This window comes from Duganella sp. BJB476 (assembly GCF_003416895.1).
GTDB lineage: Bacteria > Pseudomonadota > Gammaproteobacteria > Burkholderiales > Burkholderiaceae_D > Rugamonas.
Map to the genome: position 1 here is coordinate 270,110 of NZ_QVIO01000007.1, position 17,360 is coordinate 287,469.

Here is a 17,360-nt window from a genome sequence, read left to right on the forward strand (position 1 = left end):
CGAATAGTGAATTTAAGTTGCTTTACTGGATACGAAGAGCATCTTACCATCTGCAGCATGACTACTCTCACCCAAAAACAATGGATCTACCGCCGGCAGCCCGTCGGCCAGATCACGGCCGAGCACTACGAGCTCGTGGAACAACAACTGTCGACCGCGCTGGGCGACGGCGAAGTGCTGATCGAGGCGCGCTGGTTCAGCGTCGATCCCTACATGCGCATCGGCCAGTCCACCAAGCCGACCTACGACACCGAGCCGCATCCGCTCAACACCGTGCAGCAAGGCGCCGTGGTGGCGCAGGTAATGGCGTCGAACGCGCCCGGCTTTACGGCCGGCGACTGGGTGCAGAGCTACACCGGCTGGCAGACGCATGCGCGCGTGCACGCCAGCGGCCTGAAGCGCATTGACCCGGAGCTGGCGCCGGTGACCACCGCGCTCGGCGTGCTGGGCATGCCGGGCCGCACCGCGTGGTTCGGCCTGACGGAATCGGGCAAGCCGCATGCGGGTGAGGTGGTGGTGGTGTCCGGCGCGGCGGGAGCGGTGGGATCGCTGGTGGTGCAGTTCGCCAAGCGCCACGGCGCGCGCGTGCTCGGCATCGCCGGCGGCCCGGCCAAGTGCGACTGGCTGCGCAATGTGCTGGACGCGGACTGGGCCATCGACTACAAGGCTTATGCCGACGCCGATGCGCTGGGCGCGGAAATCAAGCGGCTGACCGGCGGCGTCGACGTGTATTTCGACAACGTCGGCGGCATGGTGACCGATGCCATCATCCCTCTGATCAACCGCCGCGCGCGCATCGTCATCTGCGGCCAGATCAGCCAGTACAGCGGCGGCCTGGAGACGCCGGAACTGGGGCCGCGCCTGCTGCATCACATGCTGTACCAGCGCGCCACCATCCAGGGCATGCTGGCGCGCGACTACCTGCACCGCATGGACGAGATGATACGCATCGTCGCGCCGTGGGTGAAGGCGGGCGAGATCGTGTTCGAGGAAACGGTGATCGACGGTTTCGAGCAACTGCCGGCGGCGCTCAACTCGCTGTTCACCGGCGAGCATCGCGGCAAGCTGCTGGTGAAGGCATGAGGGCCGCGCTGGTCGCGCTGGCCTTGATCGCCGGTAGCGCCGGCGCGGCGGACGCCAGTTATGGCGAGCACGGCATGGCGCTGTTCGGCGGCAAAGAGGGGTTGTATGCATCGCACCTGCCGATGTTCCATGCGCCGCACGACTACCAGGTGATCCTGCAAGTGCATGTGGCCGATCCCGCCACCGACGCGGCGCTGCGCCGTCGTCTCGACGGCAAGACCGCGTTGTGGACCATCGCGCCGGAGAAGTTCGAGCTGTCGCGCCTGGCGCCAGCGAGCGCCGCGCCGCTGCGGCAGTTCAAGGCCGACCTGGTGCTGGGCCATTTCGAGCAAGGCGGCAAGACGCAGTTCGCCGCCTCCACTGTCGTGGTCGACAAGGTGCTGATGTATCGCCAGTTGTCGCCGGCGCAGAAGAGCAGCGCCGACGCCAGCTACGTGCAGATAGGCAGCGGCCAACAGCGCTACCTGGTCAAGCAGATAGACAGCCGGCCGGATTTCGATCACATCGTTTCCTACGCGGCGGCCAGCGGCGCATCGACAACGGCTATCACGCTCAACAAGCAGGCCCTGCAGCAGCCGGCCGCGCAAGCGCTGGCCGCCGCGCTGCATGTGCCCGCCAAAGCGATTCGTGGTACGGTCTACTTTTACACCGACGATTTGAAGTGACATGGTTCCAGCAGAATACGAAGGCTTGTGGCGCCGCAGCGGCATCTGGCGCAGCAACGGCAGCAGCGACCTGACCACCCAAGTGTGGTGGTTCCAGGCGGCGCGCTATCACATCGACCTGCGCATTCCCGTCGACCGCATCGGCATCAACGGTTTCGCCGGCGAAACCGTGGTGGAAGGCGAGCGCTGCACCTGGCACCCCGCCATCGCCTACCCCGCCCTCAGCAGCGAGCTCGACGCCGGCTGGATGCGCTTCGACGACGCCGACCACGTCCACGAAACCGGCCTCGACAACAGCTACGAAGAAGACTGGTATCGCGAACCGAGCGGCGCCATGCACGGCGTACGGCTGGAAGATCAGCACAACGACCAGCTAGCCTACCTGCTGATCAGCGACGACTGGATGGCCTGGGCCTGCGGCAGCCCGAGCGGAGCTTGCGAGATCACAGTCTATCGGCGCGAGCAGCAACAATGGATCGCCATCGCCACCAACTTGGCCACGCCCACCCACGCGGTCGTACTCAGCAAGGAGCAAGTGCTGCAATGGCAAACCGGCGAACTGATCGAGGTCCCCATGAAGCCGGGCAAGCCCTGGCGCGTCTAACGCCAGCCGAGGGTCAAGTCTGACATTCGGACACGAGCTCGGCCACAAACGGCAAACTACGGCTCTGGCCGTGTCCGAATGTCAGACTTGACCCCAGCATGAAAAACGGGACCATCAAGGTCCCGTTTTTGTTGGCGCTGCCGAAGGTTACTCTGCGGTCGCGGCGGCCTTTTTAGGGGCTGCTTTTTTGGCTGGCGCTTTCTTGGCCGCCGGCTTCCTGACTGCCGCCGCCTTGGCCGGAGCCTTGGCTGCGGCGGCCTTCTTGGCCGGGGCTTTCTTCGCTGGCGCCGCGCCTTCTGCCGCACCGTCCGCGCCGTCGTCCGCTACCGCGGCCGCTTTGCCTTTGGCCGGAGCCTTGGCTTTGCGCTCTTCGAACTCGAAGCTGATCTTGCCGTCCTTGCCCTTGGTCAGGAAGGCCTTGAACGGACGACGAGTGCGCTGCGAGACAAAACCCGGCAGCAGGTCGGTCTTGCCATCGTTGAGCAGCTTGGCCATCTGCTCAGGCAAGATCTCCTGTTGCAGGATGATGCGGCCGCTGCGGAAGTCGCAAGTCTTCGGCTTGGCGACGCTGTTTTCGCAAACATATGCCAGACCCATCTCGTACACGCCGCCGGCGCACTTCGGACATGGGCCCAAGGCGGTCTGTCCAGTGAAGTCGACCGGCTCGGCATCTTCCGAATCGTCGTTCTGGCCGAAGTCGAACTCCAGCTTGAAGTTCTTGATCTCTTCGTCGCGCACGATGCGCAGGATGGCCGCGAACGGACGTCCCATCTTCGAGCGGAAACCTTGCAGCGGGCCGATGGTGCGGTCCTTCAGCAACTGCTCCACTTCCTCGATTTCAAACTGGCGGCTGCCCGGCGTTTTGCTCATCGAGAATTCGCACTTGGTGCAGGCGAAGCGACGATAGTTTTCCTTGACCACGCTGCCGCAGTTCGGGCACGGCGTGTGCAGGGTGTGGTAATCACCCGGGATCGTATCGTTGTCGTATTCCTTGGCGCGCTTGACGATGATCTGCGTCATCTGGGCGATTTCACGCATGAACTCGTCACGCGAGATCTTGCCCTTCTCCATTTGCGACAGCTTGTATTCCCATTCGCCGGTCAGTTCCGGCGCGGTCAGTTCGTTCACGCCCAGGCCGCGCAGCAGCGTCATCAGCTGGAACGCTTTCGCGGTCGGCATCAGTTCGCGGCCTTCGCGCAGCAGGTAGCGCTCGGTCAGCAGGCCCTCGATGGTGGCGGCGCGCGTCGCTGGCGTGCCCAGGCCCTTGCCGGCCATCGCATCGCGCAGTTCGTCGTCCTCGACCAGCTTGCCCGCGCCTTCCATCGCCGACAGCAACGTCGCCTCGGTGTAGCGCGCAGGCGGCTTGGTGACCAGGCCGTTGGCGTTGACCGTGTCGGTCAGCACCTTCTCGCCCTTGGCGACCGGTACCAGGTTGCCGTTGGCGTTGCCTTCCTTGTCGTCGTCCGACGAGGCTTCCTTGCCGTAGATCGCCAGCCAGCCCGGGTTGGTCATGACCTTGCCTTCAGTCTTGAACTGATGGCCGGACACTTCGGTGTAGCGGGTGGTGACCTGGAACTCGGCAGGCGGGAAGAACACGGCCATGAAGCGGCGCGTGACCAGGTCGTACAGCTTCTGTTCCGGCTCGGACAAATTCTTCGGCGCGATGGTGGTCGGAATGATCGCGAAGTGATCCGAGATCTTGGTGTTGTCGAAGATGCGCTTGTTCGGCTTGACCCACTTCTTGTCCAGGATCTGCTTGGCGAACTGGTGGTAGTTAGGATTTTCCTTGACCACTTCCAGCGCCTGCATCACGGTCGGAATGTAATCTTCCGGCAGGTGGCGCGAATCGGTACGCGGGTAGGTCAGCACTTTGTGCTTTTCGTACAGCGCCTGGGCCAGGCCCAGCGTGTTCTTGGCCGAGAAGCCGAAACGCGAGTTGGCTTCACGCTGCAAGCTGGTCAGGTCGAACAGCGCGGGCGCCATCGACGTGGTCGGCTTGGATTCCTCGGTGACGGCGCCCTGCTTGCCGCGCACGGCCAGCGCGATGGAGTCGGCAGCAGCCTTGCTCCACAGGCGCTCGGCGCGTTTTTCCGGGTCGGTCTCGTCCTTCTTGAACTTGGTGTCCAGCCAGCGGCCTTCGTAGACGCCGGCCGCGCAAACGAACTCGGCGCGTACTTCCCAGAAGTCGCGCGAGACGAATTTCTTGATCTTCTCTTCCCGCTCGACCACGATCGACAGGGTCGGCGTCTGCACGCGGCCCACGGTGGTCAGGTAGAAACCGCCCTCTTTCGAGTTGAACGCGGTCATCGCGCGGGTGCCGTTGATGCCGATCAGCCAGTCGGCTTCCGAGCGGCAACGGGCGGCGTCGGCCAGCGGCATCATGTCTTCGTCGGTACGCAACTGGGTGAAGCCTTCGCGGATCGCGCCGGGCGTCATCGATTGCAGCCACAGGCGCTTGACCGGTTGCTTGGCCTTGGCGTTCTGCGCGATCAAACGGAAAATCAACTCGCCTTCGCGGCCCGCGTCACATGCGTTGATCAGGGTAGTGACGTCTTTGCGCTTGATCAGCTTGTTGAGCACCTTGAGGCGCGCCTCGGTCTTGGCGATCGGGTTCAGCGCGAAGTACGGCGGGATCATCGGCAGGTGGGCGAAGCTCCATTTGCCGCGCTTGACGTCGTGTTCTTCCGGTACGGCAATTTCCAGCAGGTGACCGACGGCGGAGGACAGCACGTACTCGTCGGATTCAAAGTACTCATCGTGCTTGGTAAAGCCGCCAAGCGTCTTCGCGATGTCGTTCGCGACAGAAGGCTTCTCGGCGATGATGAGGGTTTTGGTCATATTTTGTATCTCGTTTTTTAACACTTGGGATGGGTGCAGCATGCGCATCATACATGGATCGTGTCGCAGTCTGCACTTTTGCGATGCGGATGGCAAGGCCGAGGCGTCACAGTCTTGTCAAAGCGCCAATGATAAGCGCGTTGTCGGCCAGACTGCAAGCAAACCGCGTCGCACAGCGGCAATACAGCGTATCGCCCACGCGAATGTTGCTTAATTCATTACTTCAGGGGGACTACGGGCCGCTGCGGCGGTCTATCTGCGGCGGTCTATATTAGTGCAGCAGGCGGGGCGCCTGATCTTCGTCCGAGCCGAACAGGTCGTCGAACATCAGCGCGTCCGGTTCCTTGCCTTGGCTCCAGAGCAACATCAGCACGATGACCTTGAGCTTGCCCAGCGATACCGGCGCCTCTTCCAGCGCCAGGGCGCGCTCGACGACGATTTCGCGCTGCAACGGCGACAACACCTTGGCCGACTCCAGGAACTGGATGAAGCCGATCGCGGCCGATCCCAGCACATCCTGCTCTTCTTCCACGTAGAAACGGGTGCCGGTGGAGGATGCGGTCAGCGTGTGCTCCACCCCGGCCATCGCGTTCAGGTCGGTCAGCCAGACCAGCGCCTCGGAAATCTCGACATCGTCAAAACCGACAGCCGACAGTTTCTTGGCCAATGCGGCCGGTTCCGGGCAGGCATCGGGACGATAGTAAGTCTCGTAGAGATAAACAAGGATGTCGAACATGGCTCTACTCTATCAGTTAAAACAGATCGGACACAAGTGCCGGACCGATCACCTTTTCGTCAACCCATCATGCGCGCAAACGCTGAAACATGCCACCTGGCAAACGCTCGACCAGGCCGGCCAGTTCCAGCGCCAGCAGCTGCCCCTGCAAGTCGGCGGCGGACTGGTTCAGCCGCAGCGCCAGCAGGTCGGCGCCGGCCGGATGCTCGCCCAGCGCCTCCAGCACGCGGTCGACAAAAGTATCGTCCAGCGCCGGCCGCGCGCCGTGCGCGCCGGGCTTGAGCAGCTTGAGGTCGGTCAATATGTCGGCCGCCGTCTCGACCAGCTTGGCGCCGTCCTCGCGTATCAGCGCATGGCAGCCCTTGGCCAGCGTGGCGTGGATCGAGCCGGGGATCGCGTACAACTCCTTGCCCTGCTCTATCGCCAGCTTCGCCGTGATCAGGGAACCGGACTTGGCGGCCGCCTCCACCACCAGCACGCCGCGCGCCAGGCCGCTGATGACGCGGTTACGGCGCGGAAAGTTGTCGCGCAGCGGCGGCGTGCCCAGCGCATATTCGCTAACGATGCAGCCCTCCTCGGCGATACGGCGCGCCAGTGCGTTGTTGCGGGCCGGATAAATGCGGTCGGGGCCGGTGCCAATCACGGCGATGGTGCTGCCCGGCCCGTTCAGGCCGCCGGCGTGCGCGGCCGCGTCGATGCCCAGCGCCAGCCCGGAAACAATGGTCAGCCCGGCCTCGGACAAGGCCTGCGCCATGCGGTCGGCGTTCAGCATGCCCTGGGCGCTGGCGTTGCGCGCGCCCACCACGGCCAGCGACGGACGCCCCAGCAGTTCAGCCCGGCCCTTCAGGTACAGCAGCAGCGGCGCGGCGGCGATGTTGCGCAGCGCCTCGGGATAATCGGGATGGTCGTAGCTCAACAGGCGGTTGCCCGGCTGCTGCTGCCAGGCCAGCGTGGCGTCGACCAGGGCCGCCAGCCGGTCCGGCGGCGCTTGCAGCAGCGCATCGGCCTGCCCGGGCTTGACCTCGTCCAGCAGCGCGCTGCGCCCGGCGCTGAAGATCGCCTCCGGCGTGACGAACCGCTCCAGCAGCCGGTGCGCGCTCCCCAGGCCGACGCCGTCCGTCATCTCCAGACGCAACCAGCCCGCCAGCGCGGCGGCGCTGACGGGCTGGAACGTGGCAGTAAGGGTATCCGTGGCTTGCACGGCGCGGGTCACTCCGGCGACTTGGCGACGTCGCCCACTTCCACCGGCGCCGACACCTGCATGATCAAGCCGTAGGAAATATGCTTAAACACGCGGAAGATAAACAAGCTGCCCACTTCCTCGTCCGGCAGCTTGACCTGCTGTTCGCGCATGCCCAGCCAACTTTTGGCGGCCGTGGCGTCGCTGACAGTCTTCCCCGCATGGTACAGCTGCAGCACGGAGCCGATGTCGAGTCCATCAAGCTTTCCGCGATTAATGCTGACAACCTGGTTCTGCCCGGCGTGCGTGACGCCGCCGTAAATCGCCACCACCCGCGCGCCGACCTTCTGCTCGGGCGGATGTGGCACGTAGTTTTGCATCGGCATCGGCGGAATCGCGCGCAGCTGGTCGCCCTTGCCCATCTCTTCCTTGGCGCTGGCGACCAGGAAGGTGTGGACGTCGCTGCCGGCGCCCGGCTGGGCTTCGGTCTGCAATTTCAGCGTGCCGAGGTAGAACGCCTCGTAGCCGATGACGGCCTTGGTGATCGGATCTTTCAGCGGGCTGCCGGGACGAAACACCTGGAACGAGGTGCCGCCCTTCAGGTCGCCGCGCACATAAGCCTTGTCGTCCTTGCCGAGGAATACGTGGCCGTCCTGCGTGGCCACGACGCGCGGCGCGCCGGCCAGCTCGTCGTTTTCGATGATCAGCGGCTGGGTCAGGAAGGGTTCGATGACGCCGGCCGGGATAGACGTCACGGCATCCTTGCCCAAGCCCTCGGTGCGCAGCTGCGGCTTCAGGCGCAGGTCGGAGGCGCTGTTGCTGCCGTCGTTGCTGGCGTCGATCTTGTTGCCCAGGCGCAGGCGACCGGCGGCGCGGTCGAACCAGATGATCTGGCCCGGATAAATCCAGTGCGGATTGGCGATTTCCTCTCGGTTCATGCCCCAGACGGTAGGCCAGCACCAGGGACGCTCAAGGAATTTACCGGAAATATCCCACAGCGTATCGCCCTTGACCACCAGGTGCTGGTCCGGCGCATCGGCGCGAAACTCGCATTTCAACGGCTCAGCGGAAGCCGCAGTCAAGCCCGAAAAAAGAGCCGCTAATACTAAGCGGGTGCCGACTGTGCTAAAATTTTTCATTAGTAGATCCAGTAAATGCGCCATAAATTGCGCAGGCACACGATAGCAAGAAGCGCCCAATCAACGGAAAAGGCTTGCTAAATTGAATCAAATTCTGCCCATAAAACCCTGAACTAGCAAGAGAAACCGCGCAATCGCAGCCCGCGCGGTTGTTGCATTTTTGATCGGGAAAATGACGGCGGCGACGCCCTCGACGCGGCGCGCGTTATCAAGGCAATCACTTAGTTTTCACTTAGTTATCAACACAGTACAGCATATGGCCATCTTAAATATTTTGCGTTACCCCGATCCGCGTCTGCATAAAGTCGCCACCCCAGTCACCGTCTTCGACGCCAAACTGGAACAACTGGTCGCCGACATGGCCGAAACCATGTACGAAGCGCCGGGCATCGGTCTGGCCGCGTCGCAGGTCGACGTGCACGAACAACTGGTCGTGATCGACATTTCCGAAACCAAGGACGCGCTGGTCGCCTACATCAATCCGGAAATCATCTGGGCCAGCGAAGAGAAGCAGGTCTACGACGAAGGCTGCCTGTCGGTGCCGGGCATCTACGACGGCGTCGAACGCCACGCCCAGATCAAGGTGCGCGCGCTGGACGTCAAGGGCCAGCCTTTCGAAGTGGAAGCCGACGGCCTGCTGGCGGTCTGCATCCAGCACGAAATGGATCACCTGCTGGGCAAGGTCTTCGTCGAATACCTGTCGCCGCTGAAGCGCAACCGCATCAAGGCCAAGCTCGTCAAGGAAGAGCGCGGCATGGCGCGCGAAGCCCAGCTGCGCGCCGCCGGCCGCCGTTTCTAAGCCGTCCAGGGATAACGCATGAAAGTCATCTTCGCCGGCACGCCGGAATTTGCCGCCGTGGCGCTGCAAGCCTTGCACGAGGCGGGCTTCGAGATTCCGCTGGTGCTGACCCAGCCGGACCGTCCGGCCGGACGCGGCATGCATCTGCAGCCATCGGCCGTCAAGCAGTACGCGCTGGCGCAAGGCATCGAGGTGCTGCAGCCGCTGTCGCTGCGCACCGACAGCAAGGATCCGGTGCGCGCCAAGCAGGCGAAGGAAGCACATGCGCGTTTGCTGTCCACGCCGTATGACGTGATGGTGGTGGCGGCCTACGGCCTGATCCTGCCGCGCGCCACGCTGGACATCAAGCCCTGCCTGAACATCCACGGTTCGCTGCTGCCGCGCTGGCGCGGCGCCGCGCCCATCCACCGCGCCATCGAGGCCGGCGACAGCGAGACCGGCATCACCATCATGGAGATGGAAGAAGGCCTGGACACCGGCCCGATGCTGCTGATCGAGCGCATCGCCATCGGCGAGCAGGACACCACTGGCATGGTGCACGACAAGCTGGCCGCGTTGGGCGGCAAGATGATCGTCGAAGCGCTGCGCAAGATGCAGCACGGCCAGCTGGAAGCCGTGCCGCAGCCGGAAGCGGGCGTCAACTACGCCGCCAAGATCAGCAAGGAAGAAGCGGCGCTGGACTTCACGCAATCGGCGGTGGAGATCAGCCGCAAGATCCGCGCCTTCAATCCCTTCCCTGGCGCGCATGGGGCGGTCAACGGCGTCAACGTCAAGCTGTGGGGCGCAGAAGTGCTGGAAGCCGACAGCAAGGCGCCGGCCGGCCAGGTACTGGCGGCCGATGCGCAGCATGGCATCGTGGTTTCCTGCGGCAGCGGTTCGCTGCGCCTGACGGAACTGCAAAAGCCGGGCGGCAAGCGCTTGCCTGCGGCGGAGTTCATCAAAGGCTTCCCGCTCGAAGGCCTAAGCTTCGCCTGATGCTTTAAGCTACGCTGGCGCGCGCCTTGGCCTTCCGCCGCGCCGCGCGACCGGCGTTGAGCGGTCCGCCGCTGCACACAGCCTCTTCACGTATCCAATCCCGCACCACGACCGCATCCGCGCTGAGCGCGCTGCGGGCAATCAGCCAGTATGCATAATCGCTGGTCGTCGCCGGTAGCGCGCTGGCCAGCGCCAGCTTGCCCTGCTCCAGCAAGGGCCGCACCAATTCCAATCGGCCCAGCGCCACGCCCTGCCCCGCCAACGCGGCCTGCACCACCTGATCGTACTGATTAAACCGCAGCACGCCCTTCGGTTTGACACGGCCCGCACCAGCGCCGCGCAACCACGCCGGCCATTGCAGCCACGGGCGCGACACATCGTCAAACTCCAACAGCACCTGCTTGCGCAACTGCGCCGCATCCTCGATCGCAGTCACCGCCAAGGCCGGATGCGCCACCGGCACCAGCGCCTCGTCGAACAGGCGCAATGCGCCTTCGGGCGCATCCTGCGGCCGGCAATAGCGCAGCGACAAATCCACCTGCTCGCGCTCCAGGTCGACAAAACGATTACTGGCCGCCACGCGCACATCGATCTGCGGCGCAGCCTGCTGGAAGGCATTCAAGCGAGGCAGTATCCACAAGGCCGTCACGCCGATACTGGCGCTGATGGTCACCGCCTGGCGCCCATCGCCGGGCCGCAGGCTGGCGACTACTTCGCCCAATTGCTCCAGCATCGCATCGGCATGGCGGAACAGGCGCCGCCCCTCAGCAGTGAACTCGATGGAGCGATGGCCGCGCACCAGCACGCGATAACCCAGCGTGGCCTCCAGCGCCTGTATCTGGCGGCTGAGCGCAGATTGGGTCACGCACATGTCCTGCGCGGCGAGCGTGATACTCATGCGCTGGCCGACTGCGACCAGGCTGCGCAGCAAGTCCAGCGGGGGAAGATCCAAAAGACGATTAACCATTCCAAGAATGTATCACGCATGCGAATTGGGAATGTGAAAGCGCCGAGAATATCGTTTGAGCGCGGCACGGCGATCGGATTCAATGGAGCTTTCAGGGAGGAAGCGATGACACACACAACCACCGCCACACTGGAGTACTTGCGGCCGACATCGGACCGTCCATACACCTACATGTACCCGCCGCCGGACGGACAGCCGTGGCAAAACGCCAGCTACGAGCGCGTGCCGGTGACGATACGCGATGCCCGCGCCGACACGCACTTGTCGCTGGACCGCGAAGGCTATCTGCTGCGCCACGCACCCAGCGCCGTACGCGATTTCACGGACAAGGAAGAAGTCGTGCGGCGCTACTATCCCGAGGTAGCCGAGCTGGCCCTGGCGCTGACCGGCGCTAGCCAGGCCTTCGTGTTCGACCACCTGGTCCGCAAACGCACGCCCGGCTCGCCGCAAGCCTTTGGTCGCATCGAAGGCCAACGTCCCGGTGCGGCAGGCCGCGTGCATTGCGACTTCACGCCGGCATCGGCGCAACGCAGGCTGGAACTGGAACTGCACGGCGACACGGCACAGGTCCAGCGCTACAGCATCGTCAACCTGTGGCGCTCGATTCGCCATCCGGTACTCGACGCACCGCTGGCCGTCTGCGACGCCCGCAGCGCCACACCCGCCGACCTGGTGGCCAGCGATATTTTTTATCCGGAGCGGAACGGCGAAATCTACCAGGCAGTGCACAATACGGATCACGCATGGTCATACTTCCCGGCGATGACGCGCGACGAGGTACTGGTGTTCAAACAGTTCGATTCCACGCCCGGACCGGTGGCCAGGTACACCCCGCACGCCGCCTTCGAACACGCCGACGCGCCGGCCGATGCGCCGCTACGGGAAAGCATAGAAATCCGCTGCCTGCTGATCTACAAGGGGAGATAAAAATGAAAATGGAATTCTGGTTCGACTTCGCCAGCAACTACAGCTACTTGAGCGTGATGCGCATCCGCCAGCTGGCGCCGGACGGCGTGGTGTGGCGCCCCTTCCTTCTTGGCCCCATCTTCAAGGACGCCGGCTGGAACAACTCGCCGTTCGTGCTACAGAAAGACAAAGGCGCCTACGTATGGCAGGACATGCCGCGCCAGTGCGCCAAGTACGGCCTGCCGTGGCGGCAGCCGTCCACCTTCCCGCGCAACTCGCTGCTGGCGGCGCGCATCGGCATCCTGTGCGAAGAGCAGCCGTGGATAACCGACTTCTGCGAGCGCACCATGCTGGCCAACTTCGCAGAAGACCGCGACATCGCCAGCGAACAATGCATGACAGAGATATTGTCCGCACTGGGACAAGACGCGCCAGCCATCCTGCACGCCGCGCAAGCGGACCAGAACAAGGCCAGGCTGCGCGAACGCACCGAGCAGGCCAAGGCCCGCCACATCTTCGGCGCGCCCACCTTCCTGGTCGGCGACGCCATGTTCTGGGGGAATGACCGGCTGGACGACGCGCTGGCGATGGCCTTCAGTTCACCGCCAGGTTCTCGCAAAACGGCCGGCTGACACTCTCGTCGCGCAGGATGGCGCGCAGCGCCAGCAACTCACGGTGTTGGCTCGCCAACGCCTCCTGCTGCTCCTCTACTTCACGCAGGCGGGTTTCCGTGCGCTCCAGGATCTCCGTTTTCAGGCATTGGCCGTTTTCGCCAAACATGCCCCGGATGACGTCGAGCGAAAATCCCAAGCGCTTCGACACCTGGATCACGTGCAGCCGCTCCATCGCATAGTTGGAGTATTCGCGATAACCAGCAGCGGTGCGTGAAATGGGCGCCAACAAGCCCTGCTCCTCATAAAACCGGATCGCTGATGGGGTCAACCCCGACTTCCGGGCCAATTCACCTATTTTCATTTTATGCCTTGACTCTCAAGTTGACTTGAAACTTATTATAGAACGGTACTCCAGAGCTTGCTAACTGGGGGCGCATTCACGATTTAACACTGGAGTTCACAAATGACCGATGTAATTGACAAACTGAACTGGCGCTACGCCACCAAGAAGTTCGATCCCGCCAAGACGGTAAGCGATGAAAAACTGGAACACATCCTGGAAGCGATCCGCCTGGCGCCGACCTCCAGCGGCCTGCAGCCGTTCGAAGTCTTCGTCGTCACCAACCCTGACCTGCGCGCCAAGATCCAGGCGGTAGGCTGGAACCAGGGCCAGATCACGGAGAGCTCGCACCTGCTGGTGTTCGCGGCGTGGGACGACATCACGGCCGATCGCGTCAACATGATGTTCGACCTGACCAACGAGCAGCGCGGCTTCATCAACGAAGGCTGGGAAGCCTATCGCAAGCAGTTGCTGGGCATTGTGGCCGCGCGCGGCCAGCAAGCCAATTTCGATTCGGCCGCGCGCCAGGCGTACATCGCGCTGGGCGTGGCCATGGTGGCGGCTGCGTTTGAAGGCGTCGACGCCACGCCGATGGAAGGCTTCGATCCGGCCGCCGTCGACCAGATCCTGTCGCTGAAGGAACGCAAGCTGCGCAGCGTGGTGATGCTGCCGATCGGCTATCGTCAGCCGGAAGGCGACTGGCTGGTCAACCTCAAGAAGGTGCGCCGTTCGCGTCCCAACTTGATCACCGAAATCGCTTAATCCCGCAGTTGCACCACACGGTCGCCCTCGCCCGGCTTGCAGCCAGCGGCGATGGGCGTCCAGCCACGATGGATGACGATACGCTCATCGTCGTGGCATAGCTCGACGCGCTCGCTGGCAGGATAGCGCTGACGCACGAACGCCTCCACTGTGGACGGCAGGCTGATACGCAGCTGCATGGCCGAACGGTCCTCGTCCGGATGATCGTCCAGATGCAGCAACGGCACGAAGTGCGACGCCAGCATCAGGAAGCGCGAACCCACTTGCACCGGTTGCGGCGTGTAGCGTTCATCGCGCAGCCAGGTTTGCGCGCGTGCGCGCAGGTCGTCGCCGTCGGGCAGATCGCCCCAGCCGGCGGCCAGCATCTCCATCACCCATTGATTGCAATTCTGGTAGCGCACGCTGAACGCGTAGGCGCTGGCGCTGTATTGGGACGCCAGCAGATGCTGCACGCGCGGCCCATCGAGCAGCGCCGGACGCAGCGCGGCGATCCCCTCCACCGGCAGGCGCACCACGGAAACGTAGCCCAGCGCCGGATCGTCGGTGCCGAGCGCGAAGCCGGCCAGGCCCTGGTCGAAGATCCGGGGGCGGCGTTCATCGCAGGCATAGTACAGCTGGCGCGCGGACCAGGCGCCGGTCTCCGAGCGCCAAGCCAGCGCCGCATGCGAGTAGCGGATACCGAAGCGCGACAAGTCCAGGCCCGAACGGCTGACCAGCGCCACGCCATCGTCGGCGCCGGCCAGTTCCTCGCGCAGCACGGCGGCAAAGCGCAGCAGGCGGTCTTGCTCGGCTGCGGACAGCGGCTCGCCGCGATCGCAAAAGCGCGAAGAGCCGGACGAGCCGGACGAGCCGGCGGCCTGCGCCGCCCCCCCCGCACCGAGCGCCGCGCAGGTCAACGCGACCAGCACCAGCGCGCGGGCTGGCGTCAAAGGCTGACCGGACGCGAGGCCAGCTCGCCGTACCACTCGTCGGCCAGCACCAGGTAGAACGGCTGATGCGTGTCGCCGCGACCGAACTCGATGCCGTACACGCGGTTCTGCGCATACATCGCGTCGCCGACGGCCAGCTGCTGCTTGTCGAAGGTGGTCTGCGGCAGGTCCAGCACGATGCGCTGCGCCGGATCGTTGGCCTGCATGGTGATGCGGGTGCGGTCGGCGTGCTCCGGCGTGGCGGCGATCTGGATGATGTGGTACTCGCCGTCGGCGACCTTGCGCTTGTCGCCGCTCGAGCTGTTGCTCGAACCGTTCAGCGAATCGGAAATGCTACCGCTGGATGCGGAACCGGCACTCGACGCCGACGAGGCGAAACTTTCGGCGTTGGCATGCAGGGCCAGGCCCAGCGCGCCGGCGGCGGCGATGAGGCGGAATGGCAGGGAAATAGGCATCGGATATCCTCGGTTTTTTTCAAACAGCAAGTATAGAGGTTTTCAATTGAACACGGCCAGCAACTCGTCCGCGCCTTTCTCTATGCCGGCCTTGGACGCGTCCATCGGCCCCAGGCTGGCCGAGATATTCATCGGACTGGGATACTGCTTGGCGACATATGCGCTCACCAGCAGGTTGGTGCTGGCGTCGTACAGCTCCACCGCATAGCTCACCGATCCGGTGAACGTGCCTTCCTTGCCGCGTATGCTCTGCACGATGTTGTACGGGCCGCCGACCAGGTCGAAGCGCGTCACCGTGCTGAGGAAGCGCGTGCTCGACTTGGCGCCGGTCAGCGTCAGTTTCAGGCGCAGCGTTTTCCAGCCGGCATCCCTGCTGATCCGCAGGCGGTTGCGCAGCTTGGACTCGAACTCGCCCTGCATGTAAGCGGCCAGCATGTCCTTCTGCTCATCGCTCACCTCCTCGAACTGGCTGTCCTGGCCGCGATAGACCAGCACCGGATCGATGATGATGCTTGAATAATCGCGCAGCGTCACCGCCGTCGAATAACTGTAGGGAACGCGTCCGGACTTGTCATCCACGTTCGGACGCAGCTGGGCTGCCGACGCCAGGCCGCCATAAGCGACCGGCCGGGTGCTGGCGCAACCGGCGATTGCGCCGCACAGGGCGAGCAGGATGGGAAACTGTAATTTGAGCGAGGAGTGCATGGCATGGCCTTATTTGTGAGGGAAGAAGCAACCGTTCAAGATTTCCATAACTGAACACACTGGTACAGTATTGAGTGATTAGCCCCCACTGTCAAGCGTGTTTGCGCATAAAATGTACGACAGGGTTCAGATATGGAGTGGGAATGAAGGTACGTACCGAGGCGCGCCGCCAGGCCATCATTGAGGCAGCCGACGCGCTGTTTCAGGAAGCCGGCTACGACGGCGCGTCGATGAATGAGGTGGCGAAGCGCTGGGGGGGATCGAAAGTCACGCTGTACGGCTACTTCCCGTCCAAGGAAGCGCTGTTTGTCGCGGTCGTGCAATCCTGCGCCACCGGCCACCTGGCCGATGCAACGCGGGAATTAGCGACCGCCCCGATGGGCCGCGCCGGGCTGGAGTCGGCGCTGGAGCATTTCGGCGTGCGGATGCTGGGTGTGCTGGCCAACGACAAGAGCGCGCTGGCGGTCTACCGCATGGTGGTGGCTGAGGCCGGCCGCTCCGATGTCGGCCAGCTGTTCTATGACGCCGGCCCGCGCACCTCGGTGGAGACGCTGGCGGCGGTGCTGTCGGGCGCCATGGAGCGCGGCGACATCCGCCAGGCCGATCCCAAGGTCACCGCGCAGCAGTTCCTGTCGCTACTGACGGCGGAAGTGGATGTGCGCCTGTACCAGCGCGACCCGCCGCCGCTGTCGCAGCAGGAGATCCGGCAAGTGGTAAAGCGCGCCACCGACATGTTCTTTGCCGGCGCGACGCCTAGGCCTGCACAGGCAGATTGAAGAACGTCTCGTCGCAAATCCGCGATTCGCGCGGCAGCACCAGGCGGCTGTGGCGCACTTGCCGGTTCCAGTCGTGGTTGGCGCGCTCCTTGTCGGCGCAGTAGTAGCTGCGGCCATGGTCCAGGTGCAGGCTGACCAGCGAATGCCGCGCCCGCACGCCGCGCACGCCGATGTGGTTCAGGCGCAGGCCCATGTTCAGGTCGCCTCCGCCGTAGGCCATCTGCTCGTCGAAGCCGCCCACGGCCAGCACATCGTCACGCCAGGCGCAACTGTTGGAGCCGCTGAAGGCATTGCGCTGGGTGAGCAGGTCCAGCGCACGCGCCAGCCAGCGCTTGCGGGTGAGCCGGTTGGCGTTCTTGCAAAAGCCCGGTATCGCGCTCAGGTAGCGGTAGTCGAACAAGCTCTGGTCGCGCACCGCCTCCAGCAGGTCGTGCCGCTGGTGGAAGGATTCCGGGATGCTGACATGGCTGCCGCCCGACAGGAAGATCCCGCGCCGCATCAGCCGCACAAAATTGGCCACGTAATCGTCGCGCGGAATACAGTCGCCATCGGTGAACAGCAGCAGGTCGCCGCTGGCGGCCAGGATGGCGCGATTCAGGGCGCGGTACTTGCCGAAGCCGCGCTGCTCCTGGTTCTGGTACAGCAGCGGGATGGTCCAGCCGCGCCGCCGCACCGCCTCCAGCGCGGCGCCGATCGCGGGATCGCGCCCGTCCTGCGCAATGATGACTTGATCGGGCCTGCGGGTTTGCATGGCGTAGCCGGTCAGCACATACTCGAGCTCGCGGCCTTTGCAGTGCGCGGAAATGATGACGGAGATTTTCATACCCCATTCTCGCGACACCATGTTGCAGACGAATTGCGCACTGTAGCGCCAGCGTATCGTTGTG

Annotated in this window: 19 protein-coding genes; 9 read left to right on the plus strand and 10 right to left on the minus strand. The window is 63.9% G+C overall.

The window, feature by feature from the left end; translation table 11 throughout:
• Positions 1-57: 57 nt before the first annotated feature.
• The 3 genes from D0T21_RS25315 to D0T21_RS25325 are packed head-to-tail and all read left to right on the plus strand — an operon-like array spanning position 58 to position 2,352.
• On the plus strand, positions 58-1,083 hold the full coding sequence (locus D0T21_RS25315; RefSeq protein ID WP_116992296.1) for an NADP-dependent oxidoreductase: 1,026 nt from the start codon (positions 58-60) through the stop codon (positions 1,081-1,083).
• Positions 1,080-1,748 carry a hypothetical protein gene (locus tag D0T21_RS25320; protein ID WP_116992295.1) on the plus strand — a complete coding sequence of 223 codons (669 nt, stop codon included), beginning with the start codon at positions 1,080-1,082 and terminating at the stop codon, positions 1,746-1,748. The genes D0T21_RS25315 and D0T21_RS25320 overlap by 4 nt, the downstream gene beginning before the upstream one ends.
• A gap of 1 nt (position 1,749) precedes the next feature.
• On the plus strand, positions 1,750-2,352 hold the full coding sequence (locus D0T21_RS25325) for a hypothetical protein (RefSeq protein ID WP_116992294.1): 603 nt from the start codon (positions 1,750-1,752) through the stop codon (positions 2,350-2,352).
• Positions 2,353-2,499: 147 nt separating this feature from the next.
• Here the strand turns inward: D0T21_RS25325 and D0T21_RS25330 are convergent, their stop codons facing one another.
• The 4 genes from D0T21_RS25330 to D0T21_RS25345 form a co-directional block, all read right to left on the minus strand.
• Positions 2,500-5,190 (minus strand): DNA topoisomerase III, encoded by a 2,691-nt coding sequence (locus tag D0T21_RS25330; protein WP_116992535.1) that lies wholly within the window; start codon positions 5,188-5,190, stop codon positions 2,500-2,502.
• A gap of 271 nt (positions 5,191-5,461) precedes the next feature.
• Positions 5,462-5,926, minus strand: a complete 465-nt coding sequence (locus D0T21_RS25335) for a DUF494 family protein (RefSeq protein WP_116992293.1) — start codon at positions 5,924-5,926, stop codon at positions 5,462-5,464.
• A gap of 67 nt (positions 5,927-5,993) precedes the next feature.
• Positions 5,994-7,139 carry a DNA-processing protein DprA gene (gene dprA / locus D0T21_RS25340; protein ID WP_116992292.1) on the minus strand — a complete coding sequence of 382 codons (1,146 nt, stop codon included), beginning with the start codon at positions 7,137-7,139 and terminating at the stop codon, positions 5,994-5,996.
• A complete protein-coding gene (locus D0T21_RS25345) occupies positions 7,136-8,245 on the minus strand; it encodes a LysM peptidoglycan-binding domain-containing protein (RefSeq protein WP_116992291.1) in 1,110 nt (369 codons plus the stop codon). Before D0T21_RS25345 ends, dprA begins: the two co-directional genes overlap by 4 nt.
• Before the next feature lie 256 nt (positions 8,246-8,501).
• Here D0T21_RS25345 and def point away from each other — a divergent pair, with 256 nt between their 5' ends.
• Together def and fmt are read left to right on the plus strand one after the other, a co-directional pair.
• Positions 8,502-9,044, plus strand: coding sequence for a peptide deformylase (gene def, locus D0T21_RS25350; RefSeq protein ID WP_116992290.1), 543 nt, complete (start codon positions 8,502-8,504; stop codon positions 9,042-9,044).
• Positions 9,045-9,062: 18 nt separating this feature from the next.
• Positions 9,063-10,019 carry a methionyl-tRNA formyltransferase gene (gene fmt / locus D0T21_RS25355; RefSeq protein WP_116992289.1) on the plus strand — a complete coding sequence of 319 codons (957 nt, stop codon included), beginning with the start codon at positions 9,063-9,065 and terminating at the stop codon, positions 10,017-10,019.
• Positions 10,020-10,023: 4 nt separating this feature from the next.
• Here the strand turns inward: fmt and D0T21_RS25360 are convergent, their stop codons facing one another.
• Positions 10,024-10,986 carry a LysR substrate-binding domain-containing protein gene (locus D0T21_RS25360; RefSeq protein WP_116992288.1) on the minus strand — a complete coding sequence of 321 codons (963 nt, stop codon included), beginning with the start codon at positions 10,984-10,986 and terminating at the stop codon, positions 10,024-10,026.
• Positions 10,987-11,091: 105 nt separating this feature from the next.
• Here D0T21_RS25360 and D0T21_RS25365 point away from each other — a divergent pair, with 105 nt between their 5' ends.
• Positions 11,092-11,913, plus strand: a complete 822-nt coding sequence (locus D0T21_RS25365) for a CmcJ/NvfI family oxidoreductase (protein ID WP_116992287.1) — start codon at positions 11,092-11,094, stop codon at positions 11,911-11,913.
• A 2-nt stretch (positions 11,914-11,915) separates the two neighbouring features.
• On the plus strand, positions 11,916-12,524 hold the full coding sequence (locus D0T21_RS25370; RefSeq protein WP_116992286.1) for a 2-hydroxychromene-2-carboxylate isomerase: 609 nt from the start codon (positions 11,916-11,918) through the stop codon (positions 12,522-12,524).
• Here the strand turns inward: D0T21_RS25370 and D0T21_RS25375 are convergent.
• Positions 12,487-12,867 carry a MerR family transcriptional regulator gene (locus D0T21_RS25375; RefSeq protein ID WP_116992285.1) on the minus strand — a complete coding sequence of 127 codons (381 nt, stop codon included), beginning with the start codon at positions 12,865-12,867 and terminating at the stop codon, positions 12,487-12,489. The genes D0T21_RS25370 and D0T21_RS25375 overlap by 38 nt on opposite strands.
• 102 nt (positions 12,868-12,969) lie before the next feature.
• Here D0T21_RS25375 and D0T21_RS25380 point away from each other — a divergent pair, with 102 nt between their 5' ends.
• Complete coding sequence (locus tag D0T21_RS25380; protein WP_116992284.1) at positions 12,970-13,608, plus strand: NAD(P)H-dependent oxidoreductase; 639 nt, start codon at positions 12,970-12,972, stop codon at positions 13,606-13,608.
• Here D0T21_RS25380 and D0T21_RS25385 read toward each other — a convergent pair.
• From D0T21_RS25385 to D0T21_RS25395, 3 genes are read right to left on the minus strand one after another with little or no spacing between them, the layout of a single operon-like run.
• Positions 13,605-14,537: a DUF2145 domain-containing protein gene (locus tag D0T21_RS25385; RefSeq protein ID WP_116992283.1), complete on the minus strand. Its 933-nt coding sequence runs from the start codon at positions 14,535-14,537 to the stop codon at positions 13,605-13,607. The two genes, D0T21_RS25380 and D0T21_RS25385, sit on opposite strands and share 4 nt — an antisense overlap.
• The gene (locus tag D0T21_RS25390) at positions 14,534-14,992 is read right to left on the minus strand and encodes a hypothetical protein (protein WP_116992282.1); all 459 of its coding nucleotides are present in this window, start codon (positions 14,990-14,992) and stop codon (positions 14,534-14,536) included. The genes D0T21_RS25385 and D0T21_RS25390 overlap by 4 nt, the downstream gene beginning before the upstream one ends.
• Before the next feature lie 42 nt (positions 14,993-15,034).
• Entirely contained in the window at positions 15,035-15,697 is a 663-nt protein-coding gene (locus tag D0T21_RS25395; RefSeq protein ID WP_116992281.1) for a DUF3313 domain-containing protein, read from the minus strand.
• 143 nt (positions 15,698-15,840) lie between these two features.
• Between D0T21_RS25395 and D0T21_RS25400 the strand changes: the two genes are divergently transcribed.
• The gene (locus tag D0T21_RS25400) at positions 15,841-16,473 is read left to right on the plus strand and encodes a TetR/AcrR family transcriptional regulator (protein ID WP_116992280.1); all 633 of its coding nucleotides are present in this window, start codon (positions 15,841-15,843) and stop codon (positions 16,471-16,473) included.
• Here D0T21_RS25400 and D0T21_RS25405 read toward each other — a convergent pair.
• The gene (locus tag D0T21_RS25405) at positions 16,451-17,296 is read right to left on the minus strand and encodes a glycosyltransferase (protein WP_116992279.1); all 846 of its coding nucleotides are present in this window, start codon (positions 17,294-17,296) and stop codon (positions 16,451-16,453) included. The genes D0T21_RS25400 and D0T21_RS25405 overlap by 23 nt on opposite strands.
• Positions 17,297-17,360 lie beyond the last annotated feature (64 nt).

Coding starts and splice junctions, on each gene's coding strand:
- D0T21_RS25375 (WP_116992285.1), bottom strand. CDS start 12,867: ATGAAAATAGGTGAATTGGCCCGGAAGTCGGGGTTGACCCCATCAGCG.
- D0T21_RS25315 (WP_116992296.1), top strand. CDS start 58: ATGACTACTCTCACCCAAAAACAATGGATCTACCGCCGGCAGCCCGTC.
- D0T21_RS25335 (WP_116992293.1), bottom strand. CDS start 5,926: ATGTTCGACATCCTTGTTTATCTCTACGAGACTTACTATCGTCCCGAT.
- D0T21_RS25400 (WP_116992280.1), top strand. CDS start 15,841: ATGAAGGTACGTACCGAGGCGCGCCGCCAGGCCATCATTGAGGCAGCC.
- D0T21_RS25345 (WP_116992291.1), bottom strand. CDS start 8,245: ATGAAAAATTTTAGCACAGTCGGCACCCGCTTAGTATTAGCGGCTCTT.
- D0T21_RS25360 (WP_116992288.1), bottom strand. CDS start 10,986: ATGGTTAATCGTCTTTTGGATCTTCCCCCGCTGGACTTGCTGCGCAGC.
- D0T21_RS25370 (WP_116992286.1), top strand. CDS start 11,916: ATGAAAATGGAATTCTGGTTCGACTTCGCCAGCAACTACAGCTACTTG.
- D0T21_RS25380 (WP_116992284.1), top strand. CDS start 12,970: ATGACCGATGTAATTGACAAACTGAACTGGCGCTACGCCACCAAGAAG.
- D0T21_RS25405 (WP_116992279.1), bottom strand. CDS start 17,296: ATGAAAATCTCCGTCATCATTTCCGCGCACTGCAAAGGCCGCGAGCTC.
- D0T21_RS25365 (WP_116992287.1), top strand. CDS start 11,092: ATGACACACACAACCACCGCCACACTGGAGTACTTGCGGCCGACATCG.
- D0T21_RS25320 (WP_116992295.1), top strand. CDS start 1,080: ATGAGGGCCGCGCTGGTCGCGCTGGCCTTGATCGCCGGTAGCGCCGGC.
- D0T21_RS25390 (WP_116992282.1), bottom strand. CDS start 14,992: ATGCCTATTTCCCTGCCATTCCGCCTCATCGCCGCCGCCGGCGCGCTG.
- def (WP_116992290.1), top strand. CDS start 8,502: ATGGCCATCTTAAATATTTTGCGTTACCCCGATCCGCGTCTGCATAAA.
- D0T21_RS25330 (WP_116992535.1), bottom strand. CDS start 5,190: ATGACCAAAACCCTCATCATCGCCGAGAAGCCTTCTGTCGCGAACGAC.
- fmt (WP_116992289.1), top strand. CDS start 9,063: ATGAAAGTCATCTTCGCCGGCACGCCGGAATTTGCCGCCGTGGCGCTG.
- D0T21_RS25325 (WP_116992294.1), top strand. CDS start 1,750: ATGGTTCCAGCAGAATACGAAGGCTTGTGGCGCCGCAGCGGCATCTGG.
- D0T21_RS25395 (WP_116992281.1), bottom strand. CDS start 15,697: ATGCACTCCTCGCTCAAATTACAGTTTCCCATCCTGCTCGCCCTGTGC.